This window comes from Marinobacter sp. es.048 (assembly GCF_900188435.1).
Lineage (GTDB): Bacteria > Pseudomonadota > Gammaproteobacteria > Pseudomonadales > Oleiphilaceae > Marinobacter.
Genome location: NZ_FYFA01000001.1, coordinates 1,265,812 through 1,284,552, shown reverse-complemented (window position 1 = coordinate 1,284,552; position 18,741 = coordinate 1,265,812). Strand labels below are relative to the sequence as shown.

19 protein-coding genes and 1 tRNA gene are annotated in these 18,741 nt (G+C 57.8%); 12 read left to right on the top strand and 8 right to left on the bottom strand.

Features of this window, described 5'->3' with window-relative positions:
* The first annotated feature begins 5 nt into the window (after positions 1-5).
* The 3 genes from CFT65_RS05885 (at position 6) to trmL (ending at position 2,527) form a co-directional block, all read left to right on the top strand.
* The gene (locus CFT65_RS05885) at positions 6-752 is read left to right on the top strand and encodes a pteridine reductase (protein ID WP_088827048.1); all 747 of its coding nucleotides are present in this window, start codon (positions 6-8) and stop codon (positions 750-752) included.
* A 126-nt stretch (positions 753-878) separates the two neighbouring features.
* Positions 879-2,057, top strand: coding sequence for an acetyl-CoA C-acetyltransferase (locus CFT65_RS05880; RefSeq protein WP_088827047.1), 1,179 nt, complete (start codon positions 879-881; stop codon positions 2,055-2,057).
* 5 nt (positions 2,058-2,062) lie between these two features.
* The gene (gene trmL / locus CFT65_RS05875; protein ID WP_088827046.1) at positions 2,063-2,527 is read left to right on the top strand and encodes a tRNA (uridine(34)/cytosine(34)/5-carboxymethylaminomethyluridine(34)-2'-O)-methyltransferase TrmL; all 465 of its coding nucleotides are present in this window, start codon (positions 2,063-2,065) and stop codon (positions 2,525-2,527) included.
* A gap of 49 nt (positions 2,528-2,576) precedes the next feature.
* Here the strand turns inward: trmL and secB are convergent, their stop codons facing one another.
* Together secB and CFT65_RS05865 are read right to left on the bottom strand one after the other, a co-directional pair.
* Positions 2,577-3,080, bottom strand: coding sequence for a protein-export chaperone SecB (gene secB / locus CFT65_RS05870; protein ID WP_064227537.1), 504 nt, complete (start codon positions 3,078-3,080; stop codon positions 2,577-2,579).
* 145 nt (positions 3,081-3,225) lie between these two features.
* Positions 3,226-3,642 (bottom strand): rhodanese-like domain-containing protein, encoded by a 417-nt coding sequence (locus tag CFT65_RS05865; protein ID WP_088827045.1) that lies wholly within the window; start codon positions 3,640-3,642, stop codon positions 3,226-3,228.
* Positions 3,643-3,789: 147 nt separating this feature from the next.
* On the opposite strand from CFT65_RS05865, the gene gpmM reads away from it, so the two are divergent.
* The 4 genes from gpmM to CFT65_RS05845 all read left to right on the top strand — a co-directional run bounded on the left by gpmM (position 3,790) and on the right by CFT65_RS05845 (position 8,807).
* Positions 3,790-5,337, top strand: a complete 1,548-nt coding sequence (gene gpmM / locus CFT65_RS05860) for a 2,3-bisphosphoglycerate-independent phosphoglycerate mutase (RefSeq protein WP_088827044.1) — start codon at positions 3,790-3,792, stop codon at positions 5,335-5,337.
* 20 nt (positions 5,338-5,357) lie between these two features.
* Entirely contained in the window at positions 5,358-6,491 is a 1,134-nt protein-coding gene (locus CFT65_RS05855; protein WP_088827043.1) for a murein hydrolase activator EnvC family protein, read from the top strand.
* Positions 6,492-6,588: 97 nt separating this feature from the next.
* The gene (locus tag CFT65_RS05850) at positions 6,589-7,995 is read left to right on the top strand and encodes a S41 family peptidase (RefSeq protein ID WP_088827042.1); all 1,407 of its coding nucleotides are present in this window, start codon (positions 6,589-6,591) and stop codon (positions 7,993-7,995) included.
* The gene (locus CFT65_RS05845) at positions 7,992-8,807 is read left to right on the top strand and encodes a divergent polysaccharide deacetylase family protein (protein WP_088827041.1); all 816 of its coding nucleotides are present in this window, start codon (positions 7,992-7,994) and stop codon (positions 8,805-8,807) included. The genes CFT65_RS05850 and CFT65_RS05845 overlap by 4 nt, the downstream gene beginning before the upstream one ends.
* A gap of 107 nt (positions 8,808-8,914) precedes the next feature.
* Here the strand turns inward: CFT65_RS05845 and hisF are convergent, their stop codons facing one another.
* From hisF to CFT65_RS05820, 5 genes are all read right to left on the bottom strand, one after another.
* Positions 8,915-9,688, bottom strand: a complete 774-nt coding sequence (hisF, locus tag CFT65_RS05840) for an imidazole glycerol phosphate synthase subunit HisF (protein ID WP_088827040.1) — start codon at positions 9,686-9,688, stop codon at positions 8,915-8,917.
* 9 nt (positions 9,689-9,697) lie between these two features.
* Positions 9,698-10,435, bottom strand: a complete 738-nt coding sequence (hisA, locus tag CFT65_RS05835; protein ID WP_088827039.1) for a 1-(5-phosphoribosyl)-5-[(5-phosphoribosylamino)methylideneamino]imidazole-4-carboxamide isomerase — start codon at positions 10,433-10,435, stop codon at positions 9,698-9,700.
* Positions 10,429-11,070, bottom strand: coding sequence for an imidazole glycerol phosphate synthase subunit HisH (gene hisH, locus CFT65_RS05830; RefSeq protein WP_088827038.1), 642 nt, complete (start codon positions 11,068-11,070; stop codon positions 10,429-10,431). The genes hisA and hisH overlap by 7 nt, the downstream gene beginning before the upstream one ends.
* Positions 11,071-11,141: 71 nt before the next feature.
* On the bottom strand, positions 11,142-11,735 hold the full coding sequence (gene hisB / locus CFT65_RS05825) for an imidazoleglycerol-phosphate dehydratase HisB (protein WP_088827037.1): 594 nt from the start codon (positions 11,733-11,735) through the stop codon (positions 11,142-11,144).
* Between the two features lie 138 nt (positions 11,736-11,873).
* A complete protein-coding gene (locus tag CFT65_RS05820) occupies positions 11,874-12,335 on the bottom strand; it encodes an SRPBCC family protein (protein WP_008169307.1) in 462 nt (153 codons plus the stop codon).
* A 193-nt stretch (positions 12,336-12,528) separates the two neighbouring features.
* Here CFT65_RS05820 and CFT65_RS05815 point away from each other — a divergent pair, with 193 nt between their 5' ends.
* From CFT65_RS05815 to CFT65_RS05800, 4 genes are all read left to right on the top strand, one after another.
* Positions 12,529-14,694, top strand: coding sequence for an AsmA family protein (locus CFT65_RS05815; protein ID WP_088827036.1), 2,166 nt, complete (start codon positions 12,529-12,531; stop codon positions 14,692-14,694).
* Positions 14,694-15,761, top strand: coding sequence for an A/G-specific adenine glycosylase (gene mutY / locus CFT65_RS05810; RefSeq protein ID WP_088827035.1), 1,068 nt, complete (start codon positions 14,694-14,696; stop codon positions 15,759-15,761). Before CFT65_RS05815 ends, mutY begins: the two co-directional genes overlap by 1 nt.
* Positions 15,762-15,836: 75 nt before the next feature.
* The gene (locus CFT65_RS05805; RefSeq protein ID WP_088827034.1) at positions 15,837-16,109 is read left to right on the top strand and encodes an oxidative damage protection protein; all 273 of its coding nucleotides are present in this window, start codon (positions 15,837-15,839) and stop codon (positions 16,107-16,109) included.
* Between the two features lie 121 nt (positions 16,110-16,230).
* A tRNA-Phe gene (locus CFT65_RS05800) sits at positions 16,231-16,306 on the top strand.
* Positions 16,307-16,371: 65 nt separating this feature from the next.
* Here CFT65_RS05800 and CFT65_RS18925 read toward each other — a convergent pair.
* Positions 16,372-16,560, bottom strand: coding sequence for a hypothetical protein (locus tag CFT65_RS18925; RefSeq protein WP_141103802.1), 189 nt, complete (start codon positions 16,558-16,560; stop codon positions 16,372-16,374).
* Positions 16,561-16,878: 318 nt separating this feature from the next.
* On the opposite strand from CFT65_RS18925, the gene CFT65_RS05795 reads away from it, so the two are divergent.
* A complete protein-coding gene (locus CFT65_RS05795) occupies positions 16,879-18,687 on the top strand; it encodes a Na/Pi cotransporter family protein (protein WP_088827033.1) in 1,809 nt (602 codons plus the stop codon).
* Positions 18,688-18,741: the final 54 nt, after the last annotated feature.

Genomic DNA, 18,741 nt, shown 5'->3' with positions numbered 1-18,741 from the left:
CCATCATGCCGTCCAAAACGCCCGTCGCCCTGGTTACCGGAGCAGCCCACCGTCTTGGCGCACAGACTGCCCGGACACTCCATGCAAGAGGCTGGAACCTGGTGATTCACTTCCGGAGCCGGGACGAGCAGGCGAACTCACTCATTGAACAGATGAACAGGCAACGGCCGGACTCCGCCTGCGCCCTTCAGGCGGATCTGAGCCAGACACCCGCTGTAAATCGACTGGCCAGTGACGCCGTCGCACACTGGGGCCGACTGGACGCACTGGTGAACAATGCGTCGGTGTTCTATCCCACACCGGTGGCGGAAGCCACCGAAGACGACTGGAACACAATCCTGAACACCAACCTCAGGGCCCCATTCTTCCTGCTTCAGGCTTGTCTGACTGAACTGCGGCGAAACCGCGGCAGCGTGGTAAACCTGATCGATATTTACAGCGAAAGACCCATCGACGACCACCCGCTGTACTGCGCCAGCAAGGCCGGCCTGGCCGCCCTGACACGCTCCTGGGCCAAGGACCTGGCGCCGGATGTGCGGGTGAACGGCGTATCGCCAGGCGCAATCCTCTGGCCTGAAGGCGAAGCCGAGATGGATCAGTCCGCCCAGCAGGCGATTCTCCAAAAGACCCCACTGGCCCGCACCGGCAATCCGCATGATATTGCCGAAACCATCGCGTTCCTGATCTGCGATGCGCCGTTCATCACGGGTCAGATCATCTCGGTTGATGGGGGTCGTAGCCTGAACATGTAGGCCTTTCAGCCGTCCTCTACGCTCACTTGCTTTGGCGGAGCGCTGCTTTCCGGATACAATTAAAGAGGTTGTCAACCCTGCGCGCGCCGGCCCAAACCCCTCGCGCCACTTATCCGGAGAATTCCCATGCGTGATGTCGTTATTGTTGCCGCCCGCCGCACAGCTATCGGAACCTTTGGCGGAGGTCTCGCAAGCCTGAGCGCAGACCAGCTTGGAACCGCCGTCATCAAGGCACTACTGGAAGAAACCGGCGTCGCCGGTGACCAGATCAACGAGGTGGTTCTGGGTCAGGTTCTCACCGCCGGTGTTGGCCAGAACCCCGCTCGCCAGTCCGCCATCAACGCGGGCCTTCCGGCGTCGGTGCCAGCCATGACCATCAACAAGGTTTGCGGCTCCGGCCTTAAAGCGGTTCATATGGCAGTACAGGCCATCCGCTGTGGTGATGCTGAGATGATGATTGCCGGCGGTCAGGAGAGCATGAGCCAGGCGCCTCATGTGCTGCCCAACAGCCGCAACGGGCAGCGCATGGGTAACTGGTCCATGGTGGACACCATGATCAAGGACGGCCTGTGGGATGCCTTCAACGATTACCACATGGGCATTACGGCCGAGAACATCGTCGAGAAATACGGCATCAGCCGTAACGAGCAGGACGAATTTGCCGCGGCGTCCCAGCAGAAAGCCGCCGCCGCTCGCGAGGCCGGTTATTTCGATGGCCAGATTGTTCCGGTCTCCATTCCCCAGCGTAAGAGTGACCCGATTGTCGTTGACCGAGACGAAGGCCCCCGCGACGGCGTCACTGCCGAGGGGCTTGGCAAACTGCGTGCGGCCTTCAAAAAGGACGGCACCGTTACCGCCGGCAATGCCTCATCCCTGAACGATGGCGCCGCTGCCGTGATGGTCTGCAGTGCCGAGAAAGCCAAAGAACTGGGGCTGACTCCGATCGCCACCATCAAGGCTTACGCTAACGCCGGCGTGGACCCGAGGATTATGGGCACCGGCCCGATTCCCGCCAGTCAACGCTGCCTGAAGCTTGCCGGCTGGAGCACGGATGATCTGGACCTGGTGGAAGCCAACGAAGCCTTCGCAGCCCAGGCTATTTCTGTAAATCGCGACATGGGCTGGGACACCGGCACGGTTAACGTGAACGGCGGTGCCATTGCCCTGGGCCATCCCATCGGCGCATCCGGCTGCCGCATTCTGGTCTCCCTGCTGCATGAAATGGTTCGCCGCGATGTTCACAAGGGCCTGGCCACACTGTGCATCGGTGGCGGCATGGGTGTTGCCCTGGCCGTTGAGCGCTAAGCTTCATGCTCCACGTTGTGCTGTACGAGCCGGAAATACCGCCGAATACCGGCAATATCATCCGGCTGTGCGCCAACACCGGCTGCCAGCTGCATCTGATTGAACCGCTGGGTTTTAACCTGGAGGACAAACAGATGCGGAGGGCCGGGCTGGATTACAGCGAGTACGCCACAGTCAAGATCCACAGGAATTACCAGGACTTCCTGGCCAGCGAGCAGCCCGGACGCCTGTTCGGGCTGACCACCAAAGGCAGCACCCACTACCATCAAGTGAGCTATCAGGATGGCGACTACTTGATGTTCGGCCCGGAAACCCGAGGCCTCCCTGCCGTTGTTCGAGAGGGTCTACTGCCCGAGCACCGTTTGCGGGTTCCAATGCAACCGGAAAGCCGAAGCCTGAACCTATCCAACACCGCGGCCCTGGTGGTTTACGAAGCCTGGAGGCAACTCGGGTTTTACGGAGCGACATAAAAAAACCGGCCGAAGCCGGTTTTTTTATTTCTGAACGACGTATCGCCAATCAGTGAGTCTGCTGCTCTTCGTTTGCCTCGCCCGCCGCTTCTTCCTGCTTGCGCTTGAGCGCCTGGGCGTAGATGGCATCGAAGTTCACCGGCGCCAGCATCAGCGCCGGGAAGCTGCCCTTGTTCACGATACCGTCGATCGCTTCACGAGCATACGGGAACAGGATAGTCGGGCAGTAGGCGCCCAGCATCTGGCCCAGCTGCTGACCTTCAATGCCCTGCACCAGAAACACGCCGCCCTGCTGGATCTCGACGATGTAAGCCACCTTCTCGCCCACTTTTGCGGTGACGGTCAGGGAGAGTACAACCTCATACTGGTTGTCGCTGACCTTATTGTGGGAGGTATTCAGATCCAGGTTAACCTGCGGCTTCCACTGCTCCTGAAACACGGTGGGAGAGTTGGGCGACTCAAAAGACAGGTCCTTCACATAGATGCGCTGAAGGGCAAACTGGGGTTGGTTCTGGTTGTCACTGCCTGCTGCGGCTTGCTGATTCTCAGCCATTTTCAGTCCTTTCGTTCTCGATCATGGGCTCGGAGGCCCGTTATTATGGAATGCTATGGAGCGTGATGCCGGAACATTTTTCGTCTAGGCTGGGCCGGCTTATGTGAAACAGTGCGGCAGAATGATCTTCAGATCAAGGGCCGCCCTATTTCTTCACCAGCGGAAGATTGCTGGCTTTCCAGTCCGCAACGCCGCCGTTCAGGCGAACCACATTGCTGAAGCCTTCCCCGTTCAGCTGCTTGACCGCCATGGCGGAATGCTGACCCATCTTGTCGGCAACGATGATCTGCTTGTCCTTGAACTTGCTCAGCTCGCCAGCCCGACTCTTCAGGCTGTTCAACGGAATATTGACAGAGCCCGTGATGCGCCCCTCACCAAACTCCTTGCGATCCCGGATGTCGACTACAACGGCTTCATCCTTGTTGATCAGATTGACCGCGCCCTGGGCTGAGATCTTGGCTCCGCCACGACGGGACTCCAGAATAAGGATGGCGACCAGAAATGCCACGAAGAGCGACACGAGAATGTAGTGGTTAACGACAAATTCAAACAACCGGTCCATGAACTTACCCTGATAATGAGTTTGGCGGGATTATACACAGCCTGACTCCCTGACAGAAGGTGACGAAACTGGCCACTAAATGCGAAAATAGCTAGACTTCATCTTTGTTTTAGTAAATTTACTAATATTTCACATCCGGAACTAATGATGACTGCAAAGCGCAAGCCGACTGCACTGATTATCCTGGACGGCTGGGGCCACCGCGACCCGGCTGAAGACAACGCCATCAGCAACGCCAGCACCCCGTTCTGGGACCAGCTCTGGCAGAACCAGCCCAAGACCCTGATCAATACTTCAGGCATGTTTGTCGGGCTGCCGCAAGGGCAAATGGGTAACTCGGAAGTTGGCCATATGAACCTGGGCGCAGGGCGTGTGGTGTATCAAAGCCTGACTCGCATCGACAAGGATCTCGAAGAAGGCAGTTTCCAGAAAAACGAAGCACTCTGCTCCGCAATCGACAAAGCTGTTCAGAGCGGTCGAGCCGTTCATCTGATGGGCCTGATGTCTCCCGGTGGTGTACACAGCCACGAAGACCACATCATTGCCGCTGCCGAACTCGCCGCTGCACGCGGGGCCAAGGAAGTATACATTCATGCTTTCCTCGACGGCCGTGACATGCCCCCCCGAAGCGCCAAACCGTCGCTGGAGAAAGCCGCAGCCAAACTCCGGAGCCTCGGGGTCGGCCGCGTTGCCTCGATTGTGGGCCGTTACTATGCCATGGATCGCGATAACCGCTGGGATCGCGTTGAAGCCGCCTACAATTTGATGACCCAGGGTACTGCAGAATTCACCGCGGCCGATCCGGTTTCCGGCCTGGAGCAGGCCTACGAACGCGGGGAGAACGACGAGTTTGTAACACCAACCCGCATCCATGCCGCGGGCGAGCCAGAAGGCACCATCAACGATGGCGACACGGTGCTGTTCATGAATTTCCGTGCCGACCGCGCGCGTGAAATGACCCGCACCTTTGTAGAGAAGGACTTTGACGGTTTCGCACGCAAGAAGCATCCGGAACTGGCTGATTTTGTTATGCTGACCGAGTACGCGGCCGACATCAAAACCTCCTGCGCCTACCCGCCCGAGCAGCTTTCCAATGGCCTTGGCGAGTACATGGCGAAGCAGGGCAAAACCCAGTTGCGTATTGCCGAAACCGAGAAATACGCCCACGTTACCTTCTTCTTCAACGGCGGCCTGGAAACGCCGTTTGACGGTGAAGAGCGCATTCTTGTGCCCTCTCCCAAGGTGGCTACCTACGATCTGCAGCCGGAAATGAGCGCGCCAGAGGTTACCGACAAGCTTGTGGAGGCCATCAAGAGCGGCAAATACGACCTGGTGGTCTGCAACTACGCCAACGGCGACATGGTTGGCCACACCGGCAAGCTGGATGCGGCGATCAAGGCGGCTGAATGTCTGGACGAATGCGTGAAGCGCGTTGTCGAGGCCCTGGATGAAGCGGGCGGCGAAGCACTGATCACGGCTGACCACGGAAACTGCGAGCAGATGACCGATCCGAACTCCGGCCAGGTTCACACCGCCCACACCATTGGTCCGGTGCCGCTGGTATACACCGGCCACCGCAATGTAGTGCTGAAGAACGACGGCAGCCTGAGCGACGTTGCACCCTCTCTGCTCGCCCTGATGGGGCTAGAGCAACCGAAAGAAATGACTGGGCACAGCCTGGTTGAGATCAACTGATCCGGGAACGGAACCAACCCTTGCGACTTTCCGCAATTCTGGCGCTCACCCTCCTACTGGGTGCGGCGCCGGCACTCGCCCAACAGGATGTCACCCCGGCCCAGATCGAGGAACTCAAGGAACGCATTGAGGACATCGACGACTGGCTGGCGGACGCCGAGGAAGACCGCTCCTCCCTGGAGCGGCAGCTTGCTGCGACCGAGAAGAACATCAGCCGCCTGACCCGTGAACGCCGCTCCCTGCGACAGCAGGCAGAACAACAGCAGCAACGGCTCCGGCAACTGGAGAACGAGGCGCAGGAGCTTACCCGAACCCTTGATCGCCAGCGGGACAGCCTCAAGAAGCAGATCCGCGCCGCCTGGATGGAAGGGGACGCGCCGGCGGTAAAAGTTCTGCTCAATGAAATAGATCCGGACAAGATTGCCCGGACCATGACCTATTACGAATACCTCAGCAAGGACACCGTCGACCGCCTCGAAGCGTTCAGGCAAAGCCTGCAAGAGCTCAGAAACACACAGGCTGCCGTGCAATCGACCCGGGTCGAACTGGCGAGAACCGAGGAAAACGTCGCCAAACGCCAGCAGGAACTGACCGAATCCAGACAGAAACGCCAACAGACCCTCGCAGCACTCAAAGCCGATATCCAGAATCGCCTGAGCGAACGGGAGGAGCTGGAATCAGATCGCAAACGGCTTGAAAGCCTGCTGGCGGAAGTGCAGCAGGCGATCAACAACATCCCCTCCCCCAATGAATCCCAGCCTTTTGCCTCACTACGCAACCAACTGCCCTGGCCAGCAAAGGGCCAGGTATTAAGCCGCTACGGTGATCGCTACGCCGACGGCAAACTGCGGCGTAACGGCCTGCTTATCGAAACCCGGGACGAAGCGGAGGTTCGCGCCATACATTATGGCCGGGTCGTATTCGCCAACTGGCTTCGGGGCTTTGGCCTGATTACCATCATTGATCACGGCGATGGCTACATGACTCTGTATGGCCACAGCAGCAGCCTTTTCACCAGCCCGGGAGACTGGGTGGCCGCTGGCGAGCCCATCGCAGAGGCTGGCCGCACTGGTGGCACCGATGCCCCGGCGCTCTACTTTGAAGTCCGGCACAATGGTAAACCCGACAATCCTGGCCGATGGCTGGCAAACTGAGAGGCTCCTGGAGGGCTGACAAACGTCAAAGGTAACGCCATACTGTCCGGAGTCAGGGAAACCAGTCCAACTATCGGAATAAAAACGGGATATGTGAATGAAACGGGTCAGAAGTACACTCCACGGCTTTCCATTACGCAGCATTGCGCTCGCTACCTGTTTCGCAACCGCTTCCGGACTAGCCTGGGCCCAGGATGAAGACGCCGCCACCGAACAGCTCCTGGAAGGTATCCAGAATGGCGAACGGGTGGAAATCAGCCTGCCCGATCCCGAGAAACAGCTTCCCCTGGACGACCTCCGCAAGTTCACCGAGGTATTCAGCCGCATAAAAGATGCCTATGTCGAGGAAGTAAGCGACCGCAAACTCCTCGAAAGTGCTATCAAAGGTATGCTGTCAGACCTCGACCCTCACTCCACCTACCTGGCACCGAAGGACTACGAAGAGCTGGAAGAAAGCACCTCTGGCGAGTTTGGCGGGCTTGGCATTGAAGTGGGCATGGAAAACGGTTTTGTTAAAGTGATCGCGCCCATCGACGACACGCCGGCACAGAAGGCGGGCGTCCAGGCCGGAGACCTGATCATCAAGCTTGATGAAAAACCGGTGAAAGGCATGAGCCTGGAAGAAGCCGTCCAGTTGATGAGGGGCAAACCCGGTTCTGTGCTGACGCTGACTATCATGAGAGAGGGCGAGACCGGGCCCATTGAAATCGATGTAGAGCGCGACATCATCAAGGTCACCAGCGTGAAGTCCCGGATGCTGGAAAATGGCTACGGCTATGTCCGCATTACCCAGTTCCAGGCCGATACCGGCTCACAGTTCAAGGATGCCCTGAACGGTTTGGAAGACGAACTGGGCCGGGACCTTGACGGGCTCATCATCGATCTGCGCAACAACCCGGGAGGCGTGCTGCAGGCGGCTGTAAAGTCTGCGGATGCCCTGCTTGATGAAGGACTGATCGTCTATACTGAGGGCCGCATCCAGAGTTCGCGTCTGCGCTTCAGCGCACGGGCCGGGGATATCATGGAAGGCACGCCCATTGTGGTTCTGATCAATGGCGGCTCCGCCTCCGCCTCGGAAATCCTGGCCGGTGCCCTTCAGGACCATGAACGGGCCGTGGTTATGGGCACAAAATCCTTCGGCAAAGGCAGCGTTCAGACAGTGATTCCGCTGGATGAGACCCACGCCATCAAGATGACCACTGCGCGCTATTACACACCTGATGGCCGCTCCATCCAGGCGACCGGAATCAAGCCGGACATCGAAGTACGTCCGGCGGAGCTGAAGGAACTCGACAGCAAACCCTTCTTCACCGAAGCAGATCTGAGCGGACACCTTGAAGGCCAGAACGAGGATCAGCAACAGGACGGTGAAAACAACCCAGAGGCTGAAACCAGCTCCCTTGCAGACAGGGATTATCAGCTGCGCTCGGCACTGAACCTGCTCAAGGGCATCCAGATTCTGAACCCGAACAAAAAGGACAAGGCAGAAGGAAGCGATCAGTGAGAGTGGCTCGCTCTCTGCTGGCCCTGGCATTCTTCATTGCCGCTGGCGCGGTATCGGCAGAACCGACAAGAACGGCTCTGCCACCAACCATTGCCATCATTATTGATGATATGGGCCACAGCCTTGTTGAAGGCGAGCGACTGGCAAATCTCGACCAGCCGCTGACACTGGCATTCCTGCCCTATCGCCGGCATACGGACAGCCTTGCCCGGCTCGCCTACAAGCAGCACAAGGAAATCATGCTGCACGCCCCCATGGCCAACACCCGCAACTATGGGCTCGGGGCAGGAGGCCTGACGCCGGATATGGACGAACAGAACATGGTGACCACCCTGCGCAGGGCACTCCAGTCCATCCCCCATGTCCAGGGCGTCAACAACCACATGGGCAGTCTGCTGACCCAACAGCTGCAGCCCATGGACTGGGTGATGAAAGAGCTGTTCCGCTACCCGGTGTACTTTATCGACAGCCGCACAATCGCTTCATCCGTAGCCGGTGATGTCGCAGCCGCCTACCAGATTCCAACCATGACCCGTGACGTGTTTCTCGACCATGAGCAAACCGAGGAGTTTGTAGACCGCCAGTTCAAACTGCTGATCAAGCGTGCCCGGGAAAACGGCAGTGCCATCGGCATTGGCCATCCTCACAAGGTGACCGTGGATTACCTGGAGAAGCATCTGCCCAAACTGGATGAGCAAGGTATAGCCATTGCCACCGTCAGTGGCCTATGGGCCATGCGCAACGGCAATCGGGAGATGTTTGCAGAGGGAGAAAAGCAGACCATTCGACCTGCTTTTGCAAAGAAAAAGTAACCTGGGCTGTCGGATTACGGCTTCGCCTAATCCGACCTACGAGAGGAATGCACGCGGATAACAGTAGGTCGGATTAGACGAAGTCGTAATCCGACAAACCATTCACTCTATTCGCGAACTTCTATGCCCTGAGCCTTCATAAAGGCTTTCGCTTCTGGAATGGTGTGCTGCCCGAAGTGAAAAATCGATGCCGCCAGAACCGCATCAGCTCCGCCCCGGGTGACGCCATCGGCCAGGTGCTGCAGCTCTCCGACACCACCGGAGGCAATCACCGGCACAATCACAGCATCGCTGATGGCTTTGGTCAGCCCCAGATCAAAGCCGATCTTGGTGCCGTCGCGGTCCATGCTGGTCAGCAGTAACTCGCCTGCGCCCATTTCCACCATCTTGCGGGCCCATTCAATGGCGTCCAGCCCGGTGGGCTTGCGGCCACCGTGGGTAAAGATTTCCCAGCATGGCTCCTCGCCCTCCCGACTGACCCGCTTGGCATCAATGGCAACCACAATGCACTGGCTGCCAAAGCGCTCCGCCGCTTCCCGCACAAACTCCGGGTTGAACACGGCCGCAGTGTTGATCGAGACTTTGTCGGCGCCGGCATTCAGCAGCTTGCGAATGTCGTCTACGGTGCGCACACCGCCGCCGACGGTCAGCGGGATGAAGACTTCCGCCGCCATCCGCTCGACTGTTTCATAGGTGGTGTCACGGCTCTCGTGACTGGCCGTGATGTCCAGGAAGGTGATCTCGTCGGCACCCTGCTCGTTGTAACGACGGGCTACCTCCACCGGATCGCCGGCATCGCGGATATCAACGAAATTGACGCCCTTCACCACGCGGCCTTTGTCGACATCGAGGCAGGGAATGATGCGTTTCGCCAGAGCCATAAGTCGTCCTTAACCCTTCAGGCTGTCGCAGAAGGCCTGGGCCTCGGCCACATCCAGAGTGCCCTCGTAGATTGCACGGCCGGTGATAGCGCCAAGGATGCCCTTGTCCGCCACGGTGGCGAGGCGCTTGAGGTCATCCATATTGGTCACGCCGCCAGAGGCGATGACGGGGATCCCACCTTCTTCGGCCAATGCCGCAGTGGCTTCCACGTTCACACCCTGCATCATGCCGTCGCGGCTGATGTCGGTGTACACAATCGCGTCCACGCCGTCGTTGGCAAAGCGCTTGGCGAGGTCGGTAGCCATCACTTCCGAGACCTCTGCCCAGCCATCGGTAGCCACGCGGCCGTCTCTGGCGTCCAGGCCAACGATGATGTGGCCGGGGAATTTCTTGCACATCCCGGTCACGAATTCCGGCTCTTTCACGGCCTTGGTGCCGATAATGACCCACTGCACGCCGGCCTTCAGATAGGCCTCGATGGTTTCTGCAGACCGGATGCCACCGCCGATCTGGATCGGCAGATCCGGGTACTTGCGGGCAATAGCCTGGACAATCTCGCCGTTGACCGGCTCTCCGGCAAAGGCGCCGTTCAGGTCAACCAGGTGCAGACGGCGGGCGCCAGCCTCCACCCAGCGTGTGGCCATCTCAACAGGATCGTCACCAAACACCGTGGAGTCGTCCATCCGGCCCTGACGCAGGCGTACACATTTGCCATCTTTCAGATCGATCGCGGGAATTATCAGCATTTTCCAGTCCAGTTCGTAAAATTCTCAAGCAACTGCAAACCCGCCCGGGCACTTTTCTCCGGGTGGAATTGCACCGCAAAAATATTGTCTCGTGCCACTGCTGCTGCAAGGTCTACACCATAGTGGGTTCGGCCCGCCATATCAGCATTACCCTCGGCTTCTGCGTAAAAGCTGTGCACGAAGTAGAAACGGTCACCCTCGGGAATATTGTGCCAAAGGGGATGATCGATGGTCTGCTGTACCTGATTCCAGCCCATGTGAGGCACTTTCAGGCGCTCGCCATTTTCCGTGAGGTGGTCCCCGAAATAGCGCACTTCCGAAGGGAACAGACCGATACAGTCAACGCCGCCGTTTTCTTCACTGCGGGACATCAGGGCCTGCATGCCCACGCAGATACCAAGAAACGGGCGGTCCTGAGAGACCTCACGGACCAGATCCACTACTCCGAGACGATACATTTCTGCCATGCAGTCGCGGATGGCGCCAACGCCCGGCAGGATGACACGATCGGCTTCACGGATTTTCTCGGCGTTATCGGTGACCAGTACGGTAGTGTCCGGGGCAACGTGCTCTACCGCTTTTTTGGCAGAGTGAAGATTGCCCATGCCGTAGTCGATTATGGCAACGGTTTTCATGGTTGTTGCAGTGTCCTTGATTGACCGGTGAAAAGTGACCGGTTAAAGCGAGCCTTCTGGCGAAGAGGTGTTTACAGAGAACCCTTGGTGGACGGTGTAATGCCGGCCATCCGCTCGTCCATTTCAATCGCCATACGCAGGGCACGGCCGAAGGCCTTGAACACGGTTTCAATCTGGTGGTGGGTATTCTTGCCCTTCAGATTGTCGATGTGCAGGGTCACCATGGAGTGGTTCACAAAGCCGTGGAAGAACTCCTCGAACAGGTCAACGTCAAAGCCACCCACGGCACCGCGAGTGTATGGCACATCCATCATCAGGCCCGGGCGGCCGGACAGATCAATAACCACTCGGGAGAGAGCCTCATCCAGCGGCACATAGGCGTGGCCGTAGCGGCGGATGCCCTTTTTGTCGCCAACAGCCTGTTTGAATGCCTGGCCAAGGGTGATGCCGATGTCTTCCACGGTGTGGTGATCGTCGATGTGCAGATCGCCCCTGGAAACGATGTTCAGATCTACCAGACCATGACGGACGATCTGGTCCATCATGTGCTCCAGAAAGGGCACGCCGGTGTCGAAGCTGGATTTGCCGGTGCCGTCGAGATCAATCTCAACGGTGATCTGGGTTTCAAGGGTATTTCTTTCTACCCGAGCCTTACGTTCGGCCATGGGGACTCCGTGACAATTGAGCGGCATAACGCCGGAAAAATTCTATCCAGGGATTATACCTTTTATGTCCGCTGGAGTCCCACAACCGGTTTAATCGCTACGATAGCGAAGTGCGGGTATACGGCAGAAATGGCTTTGTCAGAAAGCCTTCTTGAGGTTGTTCATGTAGGTGTCCACGAGGCTGTTGAACTCGTGTTTGATGACAGGGCTGATGGCCAATTTGAGCAGGCTGGGCAGGGGCACAGTCAACTCTGCGCTGGTCTGGAACTTCACGGCGGTGGCATTATCGCCCTTGGACTTGATGGTCCATGAACCGCTTACAACGCCATTGCCCTCACCTTTCACCGGCTCCCAGGTAATCTTGCCGGCGTCTTTGTCCGAGTGGTATTTGCAGGCATACACCGACTGGATGGCGTGTTTGTCGACGCCCACTTTTTCCATTTCCCAGCGGTAGGCGTTGTCGCCCAGGTCGGTCAGTTTGTGGACTTTCGGGAAGTGACTGGCTGAACGTGGCACATCCGCCAGCAGATCGAACACTTCATCATAGCTGCCCGGAATCTCAAGTTCGCGGTTCAGCTCAATAGAAACGGTAATAGCCACGGCCAACTCCTTCTTGTGTTTATAGGTATCAATGTAGTCGGAAAATCAGGGTCGTGTATTCTGGCCCAACACTACCGCATTGTCATACTCCCCCGCTGTTAATTTGTTAACCCTGCGTTATCCTTTGGGTCATTAGCGTCGGTATTCAAAGCGAATACTGCAAGCTCCTAACAATAGGAAGGAAGCCTGAATCATGAAAGCCGTCCGTTATGTGCTGATTGCCATCGTTGCACTGATCGTTCTTGCCGTGGCTGCCGTTGCCATCGCCATGGCCGTGATCAACCCCAACGACTACAAGCCCCAGATTGAGCAGGCCGTTGAGGATGCAACGAACATGGATCTGGTCCTGGAAGGCGACATTGGCTGGTCTTTTATCCCGCTTGGCCTTGAGCTCAATTCCGTAGAGGCCACACTGGAAGGTGACCGCTTTGTTGCCCTTGAGCAACTGGTGGCCCAGATTGATTTCTGGTCGCTGATTGCCATGTCTCCAAGGGTAAACACCTTCGTTCTGGACGGACTGGACGCCCGCCTCGAAGTGGACGAACAGGGCAGCGGCAACTGGACCCGGATCATGCCCGAAAAGTCGGCGGAAGCCGCAGGTGAAGAGACTGCAGGCACCCAGGATGAACAGGCACAGGAAAGCGAGGGTGCCGGCGGTGAGCCTCTGAACTTCAATGTTGAAAATGTTCAGATCAGCAACGCCCAGGTGCACTATACCGACAAGAGCACCGGCCAGTCGGCCACGCTTGAGAACTTCACCGTCAACGCCAGCAACATCACTCTGGGCTCCGAATTCCCGCTGGAGATCGGGTTCCGGGTTGCCACCACCCAGCCCACGTTTGAAGTGGATGGCAGCATCAGCGCCCGCCTTGCCGCCAACGAGGCGCTCAACGAGTTCGCCGTATCCGGCCTGAATGCCGTGTTCGACATGACTGGCGAACCGTTCGGCGGTAAAGAGGTCACGGCTGAGCTTGAGGGCTCGGCCACGGCAAACCTGGAAAACGAAACCGCCAATCTGAGCGGCTTTACCGCCAGCCTGGCCAACCTGGACCTCTCCACCGATCTGAATGTTTCCGGATTCGGCGACAAGCCTACCCTGAGCGGCAAGGTATCCATCGCCGAGTTTTCGCTAAAGGATCTGCTGAACAACCTTGGCCAACCCGCGGTGGAAACCAGCGATCCAGACGTGCTAGAAGCCATCGCGTTCTCCACCGATATTGGCGGCCCCGCCGGAAAGGTGGAGCTCACCGACCTGACAATCAAACTGGATGACACCACCTTCAACGGCTCCGGCAGTTACAATCTGGCCGACACTGGCATTGTTTTTCAGCTTCAGGGCGACCAGTTGAATGCCGACCGTTACCTGCCACCTCAGGCAGAGGGAGAAGCCGAGGAAGCAGCCGCATCACAGGAAACCGTTGCAACCGGGCCGGAGGGCGACCTGCTGCCTCTGGAGACCATTCGCAGCCTGTTGCTGGATATTGATCTGGGTCTCGGCCAGCTGATCGTCAGTAACCTGACCATCAACGAAATCAAGGCCAGTACCACCGCGAAAAATGGCCTGCTCAAGGTTGATGAATTCAGCGGCAAACTCTACGAAGGCAGCTTTGGCGCCAACGTGACCATCGACGCCCGCAGCGACAATCCGAAATGGACCGTGGGTTCAGACGTCACCAACGTGCAAACCCTGCCCCTGCTCACCGATCTGGCGGAGGTAGATATGCTCGCCGGCGGCGCAAACCTGAAGGTTAATGCCACCACCACCGGTAACCGCATCTCGGCCCTGCGCAGCAATGCTGACGGCCAGATCAACTTTAACCTCGCAGAGGGCGAGTTCCGCCGCATGAACCTGACCCGTATGGCCTGCCAGGGTATCGCCCTGGTCAACCAGGATGAGCTGACAACCACAGACTGGGGTACCAGCACACCGTTCAACGACATGCGCGGCACTCTCGACATCAAAGGCAACACCCTCAACAACACAGACCTGGTGGCGGCGCTGGCCGGGATGCGCCTTGAGGGCAATGGCACAGTCGATATGGCCCAGAGCCAGCTGGACTACGAAGTGGGCCTGAGAATCGTCGGTGAAATCCACAGGGACAACGCCTGCCGTGTTACCGAATACGTGGAAAATGCAGTTATTCCGGTGGAGTGCCGCGGCAACTTCGCTGAGGACCCGGCCGGCCTTTGCTCCTTCGACGGCTCCCGCTTCCGGGACACCCTGAAAACCATCGCTGAAAATGCCGCCAAGGCAAAAGCTCGAGAGGAAGTGGACAAGGCAAAAACCAAGGCAGAGGAAAAAGTAAAAGAAAAGGTCCAGGAACAAATCGGTGACAAGCTGAAGGGCCTGTTCAACTGATGCCCGACCGTTTCGCCGACAAGCTGCTGCACTGGTACGACAGCCACGGCCGGCATGACCTGCCGTGGCACCACAACCGAAGCGCCTACCGTGTGTGGGTTTCGGAAATCATGTTGCAGCAAACCCAGGTAACTACCGTAATCCCCTACTTCGAGGCGTTCATGGAGCGCTTCCCGGACGTCCACACCCTGGCCGAGGCCCCCGTGGATGATGTACTCAGCCACTGGTCTGGCCTTGGTTACTACGCACGGGCCCGGAACCTGCAGAAAGCCGCGCAGACCATTGTTCGGGATCTTGATGGTGAGTTTCCACAAACCCAGGAAGAGCTTGAATCCCTGACCGGCATCGGCCGTTCCACGGCGGCCGCCATAATGGCCCAGGCCTTCGGCATTCGCGCAGCCATTCTGGACGGCAACGTGAAACGCGTGCTGGCCCGCTACCATGCCATTCCGGGCTGGCCCGGACAGACCGCCGTTCTCAACCAGCTCTGGCAACGGGCCGAGCAACATACGCCAGAACGAAGGGTACGTGACTACACCCAGGGCATTATGGATCTCGGCGCCACGGTGTGTACCCGTAGCCGCCCGGCCTGTGACAGTTGCCCACTGCAACACGGTTGCAAGGCCTACGCCCGGGGTGAAACCGGGCTTTACCCGGGTTCAAAGCCGAAGAAAGCCAAACCGGAGAAAACCACCTGGATGGTAATCCTTGAAGACTGCGAAGGCCGCATTCTGCTGGAACGTCGCCCGCCCAGCGGCATCTGGGGCGGCCTCTGGAGCCTGCCGGAACTGGACCCGGCCTATGGCGCCGATGAGCTTCAGGAGGCCTGCGAACAGAGCCTTGGGCTGGATTGCGGAGAGCCGGAGCTGATTAGCGGCTTCCGCCATACCTTCTCCCATTACCACCTGCACATACAGCCCGCCCGGCTGAACGTCACCGGCAGTGCCAACACCGTTGCAGACAAGGATCATCTGAAATGGCTGCACCGCCATGAAGCCCTGAATCTCGGGCTGCCGGCACCGATCCGGTCGCTGCTGACCGAACCGGAGCAAGCGGCTCTGCTTTGATCCGGTCCGCGAGAGCCTTCAACCGCAACGATCTGTTATCATCACCGCCAGCAACATTTGCCAACAGGAGCCACCATGAGCCGTACCGTTTTCTGCCGCAAATACCAGAAAGAACTGGAAGGCCTGGACTTCCCGCCCATGCCCGGCGCCAAGGGCCAGGATATTTTCGAGAATATTTCGAAACAGGCCTGGGAAGAATGGCAGGCCCAGCAGACCATGCTGATCAACGAGAAACACCTGAGCCTGATGGACCCGAACACACGCAAGTATCTGCAGGCGCAGATGGAACATTTCTTCCACAACGAACCGTTCGACAAGGCCGAAGGCTACGTTCCACCGGAACAATGACCCCGGATTGATCAAAGCCTGAGCATGCCTGAAAAGATTCAGAAATTTTTCCAGCTCAGCCTTGACTCAAAACATCGAAACCGGTTTAATAGCGCCCCGTTGCACAGCAGTAGCGCAACATGCCCGGATAGCTCAGTTGGTAGAGCAGGGGATTGAAAATCCCCGTGTCGGTGGTTCGATTCCGCCTCCGGGCACCATTAAGAATTCAGACAGAACCCGCCTTGTGCGGGTTTTGTTGTTTCCGAGGCCTGCGAAAATCGACTCACATTGAAACTCTGTGGGCATGACTCGCCCTGGGATCAATGCGCTCTTCCATCAGCAGTCGTTCACACATGGCTCGTTTCAGTTCGGTGTAGTTCGTCGGGCTGGGATCCTCTTCATAACGTCGCTGAGCCAGTCTCGCCAGGTCACATTTATCGAGCCATCTCTCAATTAATTCTGTCGTCTGCATAGCCACCTCGTTTACTTGAATTCACTGACTCAGCATAACGATCTGGGGCCGGATCCATCTCGGTTGTTTTTCGCATGAATTGTGGCAAATGATGGCATTCGTTGCGGGCCAACACTGAGGAATGCATCAGTTCGCGCAGCAAGAACGACTGCGAGAGATGCCTGCAGCTTGACTGTACAGGCCCGGAAGCACTGAGCTTACTTCCATTACATAAATGTGACAAAGTAATGTGGCAGGAGCCAAACCCTGCCAGATTCATGATCTCGCGCCCAGGCTGCGCGAAGCCAAACCCGAGCCAATTACGGGAAGGGTGAACTAATGAACTACCGCCAACTCGTTCTCATCGGAATACTCGGACTTCTGGCTTTTGCGCTTTGGGCGAGCCCAGAGTTCAAACAGATTGCCGCTGGCGTTGCCATCTTCCTGTTTGGCATGTTCTCGCTCGAGAATGGGTTTCGTCGCTTTACGGGTGGATTCCTGGAGAGGGTGTTGCGCCGGACCACGGACACGATTCCCAAGAGTCTGGGCTTTGGCATCGTCAGCACCGCCATTATGCAATCCAGTTCTCTGGTATCGATCATTACCATATCCTTCCTGAGCGCCGGCCTGCTTCCGCTGATCACAGGCATTGGCATTATTTTCGGAGCCAACCTTGGCACCACAACAGGTGCCTGGCTGTTCGCGACTATCGGCATGAAGATGAGCCTCTCCGCCTTCGCGTTGCCGATGCTGGTTTTTGGCGTGGTGCTGAATTTCCAGCAATCTCGCGTACTGAAAGCCTTCGGCGCGATTCTGGCCGGCCTGGGCTTCCTGTTTCTCGGAATAGATTTCATGAAGGAAGGATTCGAGAGCTACCAGTCGGCAGTCGATCTGCGCGACTATGCAATGACGGGCGTAACCGGACTGCTCGTTTATACCGGGCTCGGAATTCTGGCGACCGTTGTCATGCAGTCGAGCCACGCGACGCTGGCCCTGACCCTGGCTGGCCTGGCCACAGGTCAGGTAACCTACGAAAACGCTCTGGCCCTGGCGATCGGTGCCAATATTGGCACCACAGTGACCGCGCTGATCGGCGGTCTCGGTGCGAATATCGCCGGCAAGCGGCTGGCAGGCGCCCACCTCTTGTTCAATATCGCAACGGCAGCAATCGCCCTGATGCTGATCGAACCGCTACGCTGGTCAGTCGACAGCCTGTCGGCACTCATGTCGATTGCCGAGGACGATTACACAGTCAAGCTCGCCGTGTTCCACACCCTGTTCAACTGCCTGGGTGTAGCTGTAATGTTGCCTTTAATTTCCCGGATGGCGAACGCGCTGGAACACTGGCTGCCGGAAAGCGAAGAAGAGACTGAAGCGCAGCCCAAGTACCTGAATCCGGCAGCAATGGACTTCCCCGATAGCGCAAACGCCGCTGTTCGCCGTGAAGTCTGGCACCTCTTTGATCAGGCCTTCGTTATCCTTGCCCACGGTCTCCATCTTCACCGTGAGAAGATCCGCAACTGCGATGACCTGGCATGGATGATCAATCATAGCCGGGAACGCATCGACATTGACATTGATCTGGTCTATCGGCAGCGCGTCAAGCGCCTCTACAACGCCATCCTCGACTTCATTTCCGGGCGAATGGCCCGCATGTCTCCGGCCAGCTCCACTGAATCACTCTATCGTCTGCAGCATGCAGCCGCCGAGATGGTGGAAGCCATCAAGCACGTTAAACATCTGCGCAAGAATCTCACGACCTACATGGTGTCAGAGAACGCTGCTATCAGACAGGAGTACAACGATCTCCGACTGCGTGTCGCGATGGTGTTACGTGAAACCCATCGGTTTTACGAAGGCAAATTTGACGATGCCAGCACGGCAATACTGGAGCTGGACGAGATCGCGGTGCGTGCCCGAGTGGACCGTGAATCCATGGTTGCGCGCGTTACGCGACTCCTGGGAACAAAGCGGATCGATTCCGCAATGGCAACCTCCCTGCTCAACGATTCCGCCTATGCCAGCGAGACAGTGGATGCTATTCTAACGGGGACGCGGGCGCTCCTTACAGCGACAGACGTGGACGTTGCCAGAACCACAGAGGCGCTGTCTGTGGACGATGAGGGGCAGGCAGAAATCACCGTTTGAGGCGCCCATGGCTCGAGATTACATGCGGGCCGACCAACCTTCGAATGTGACGGA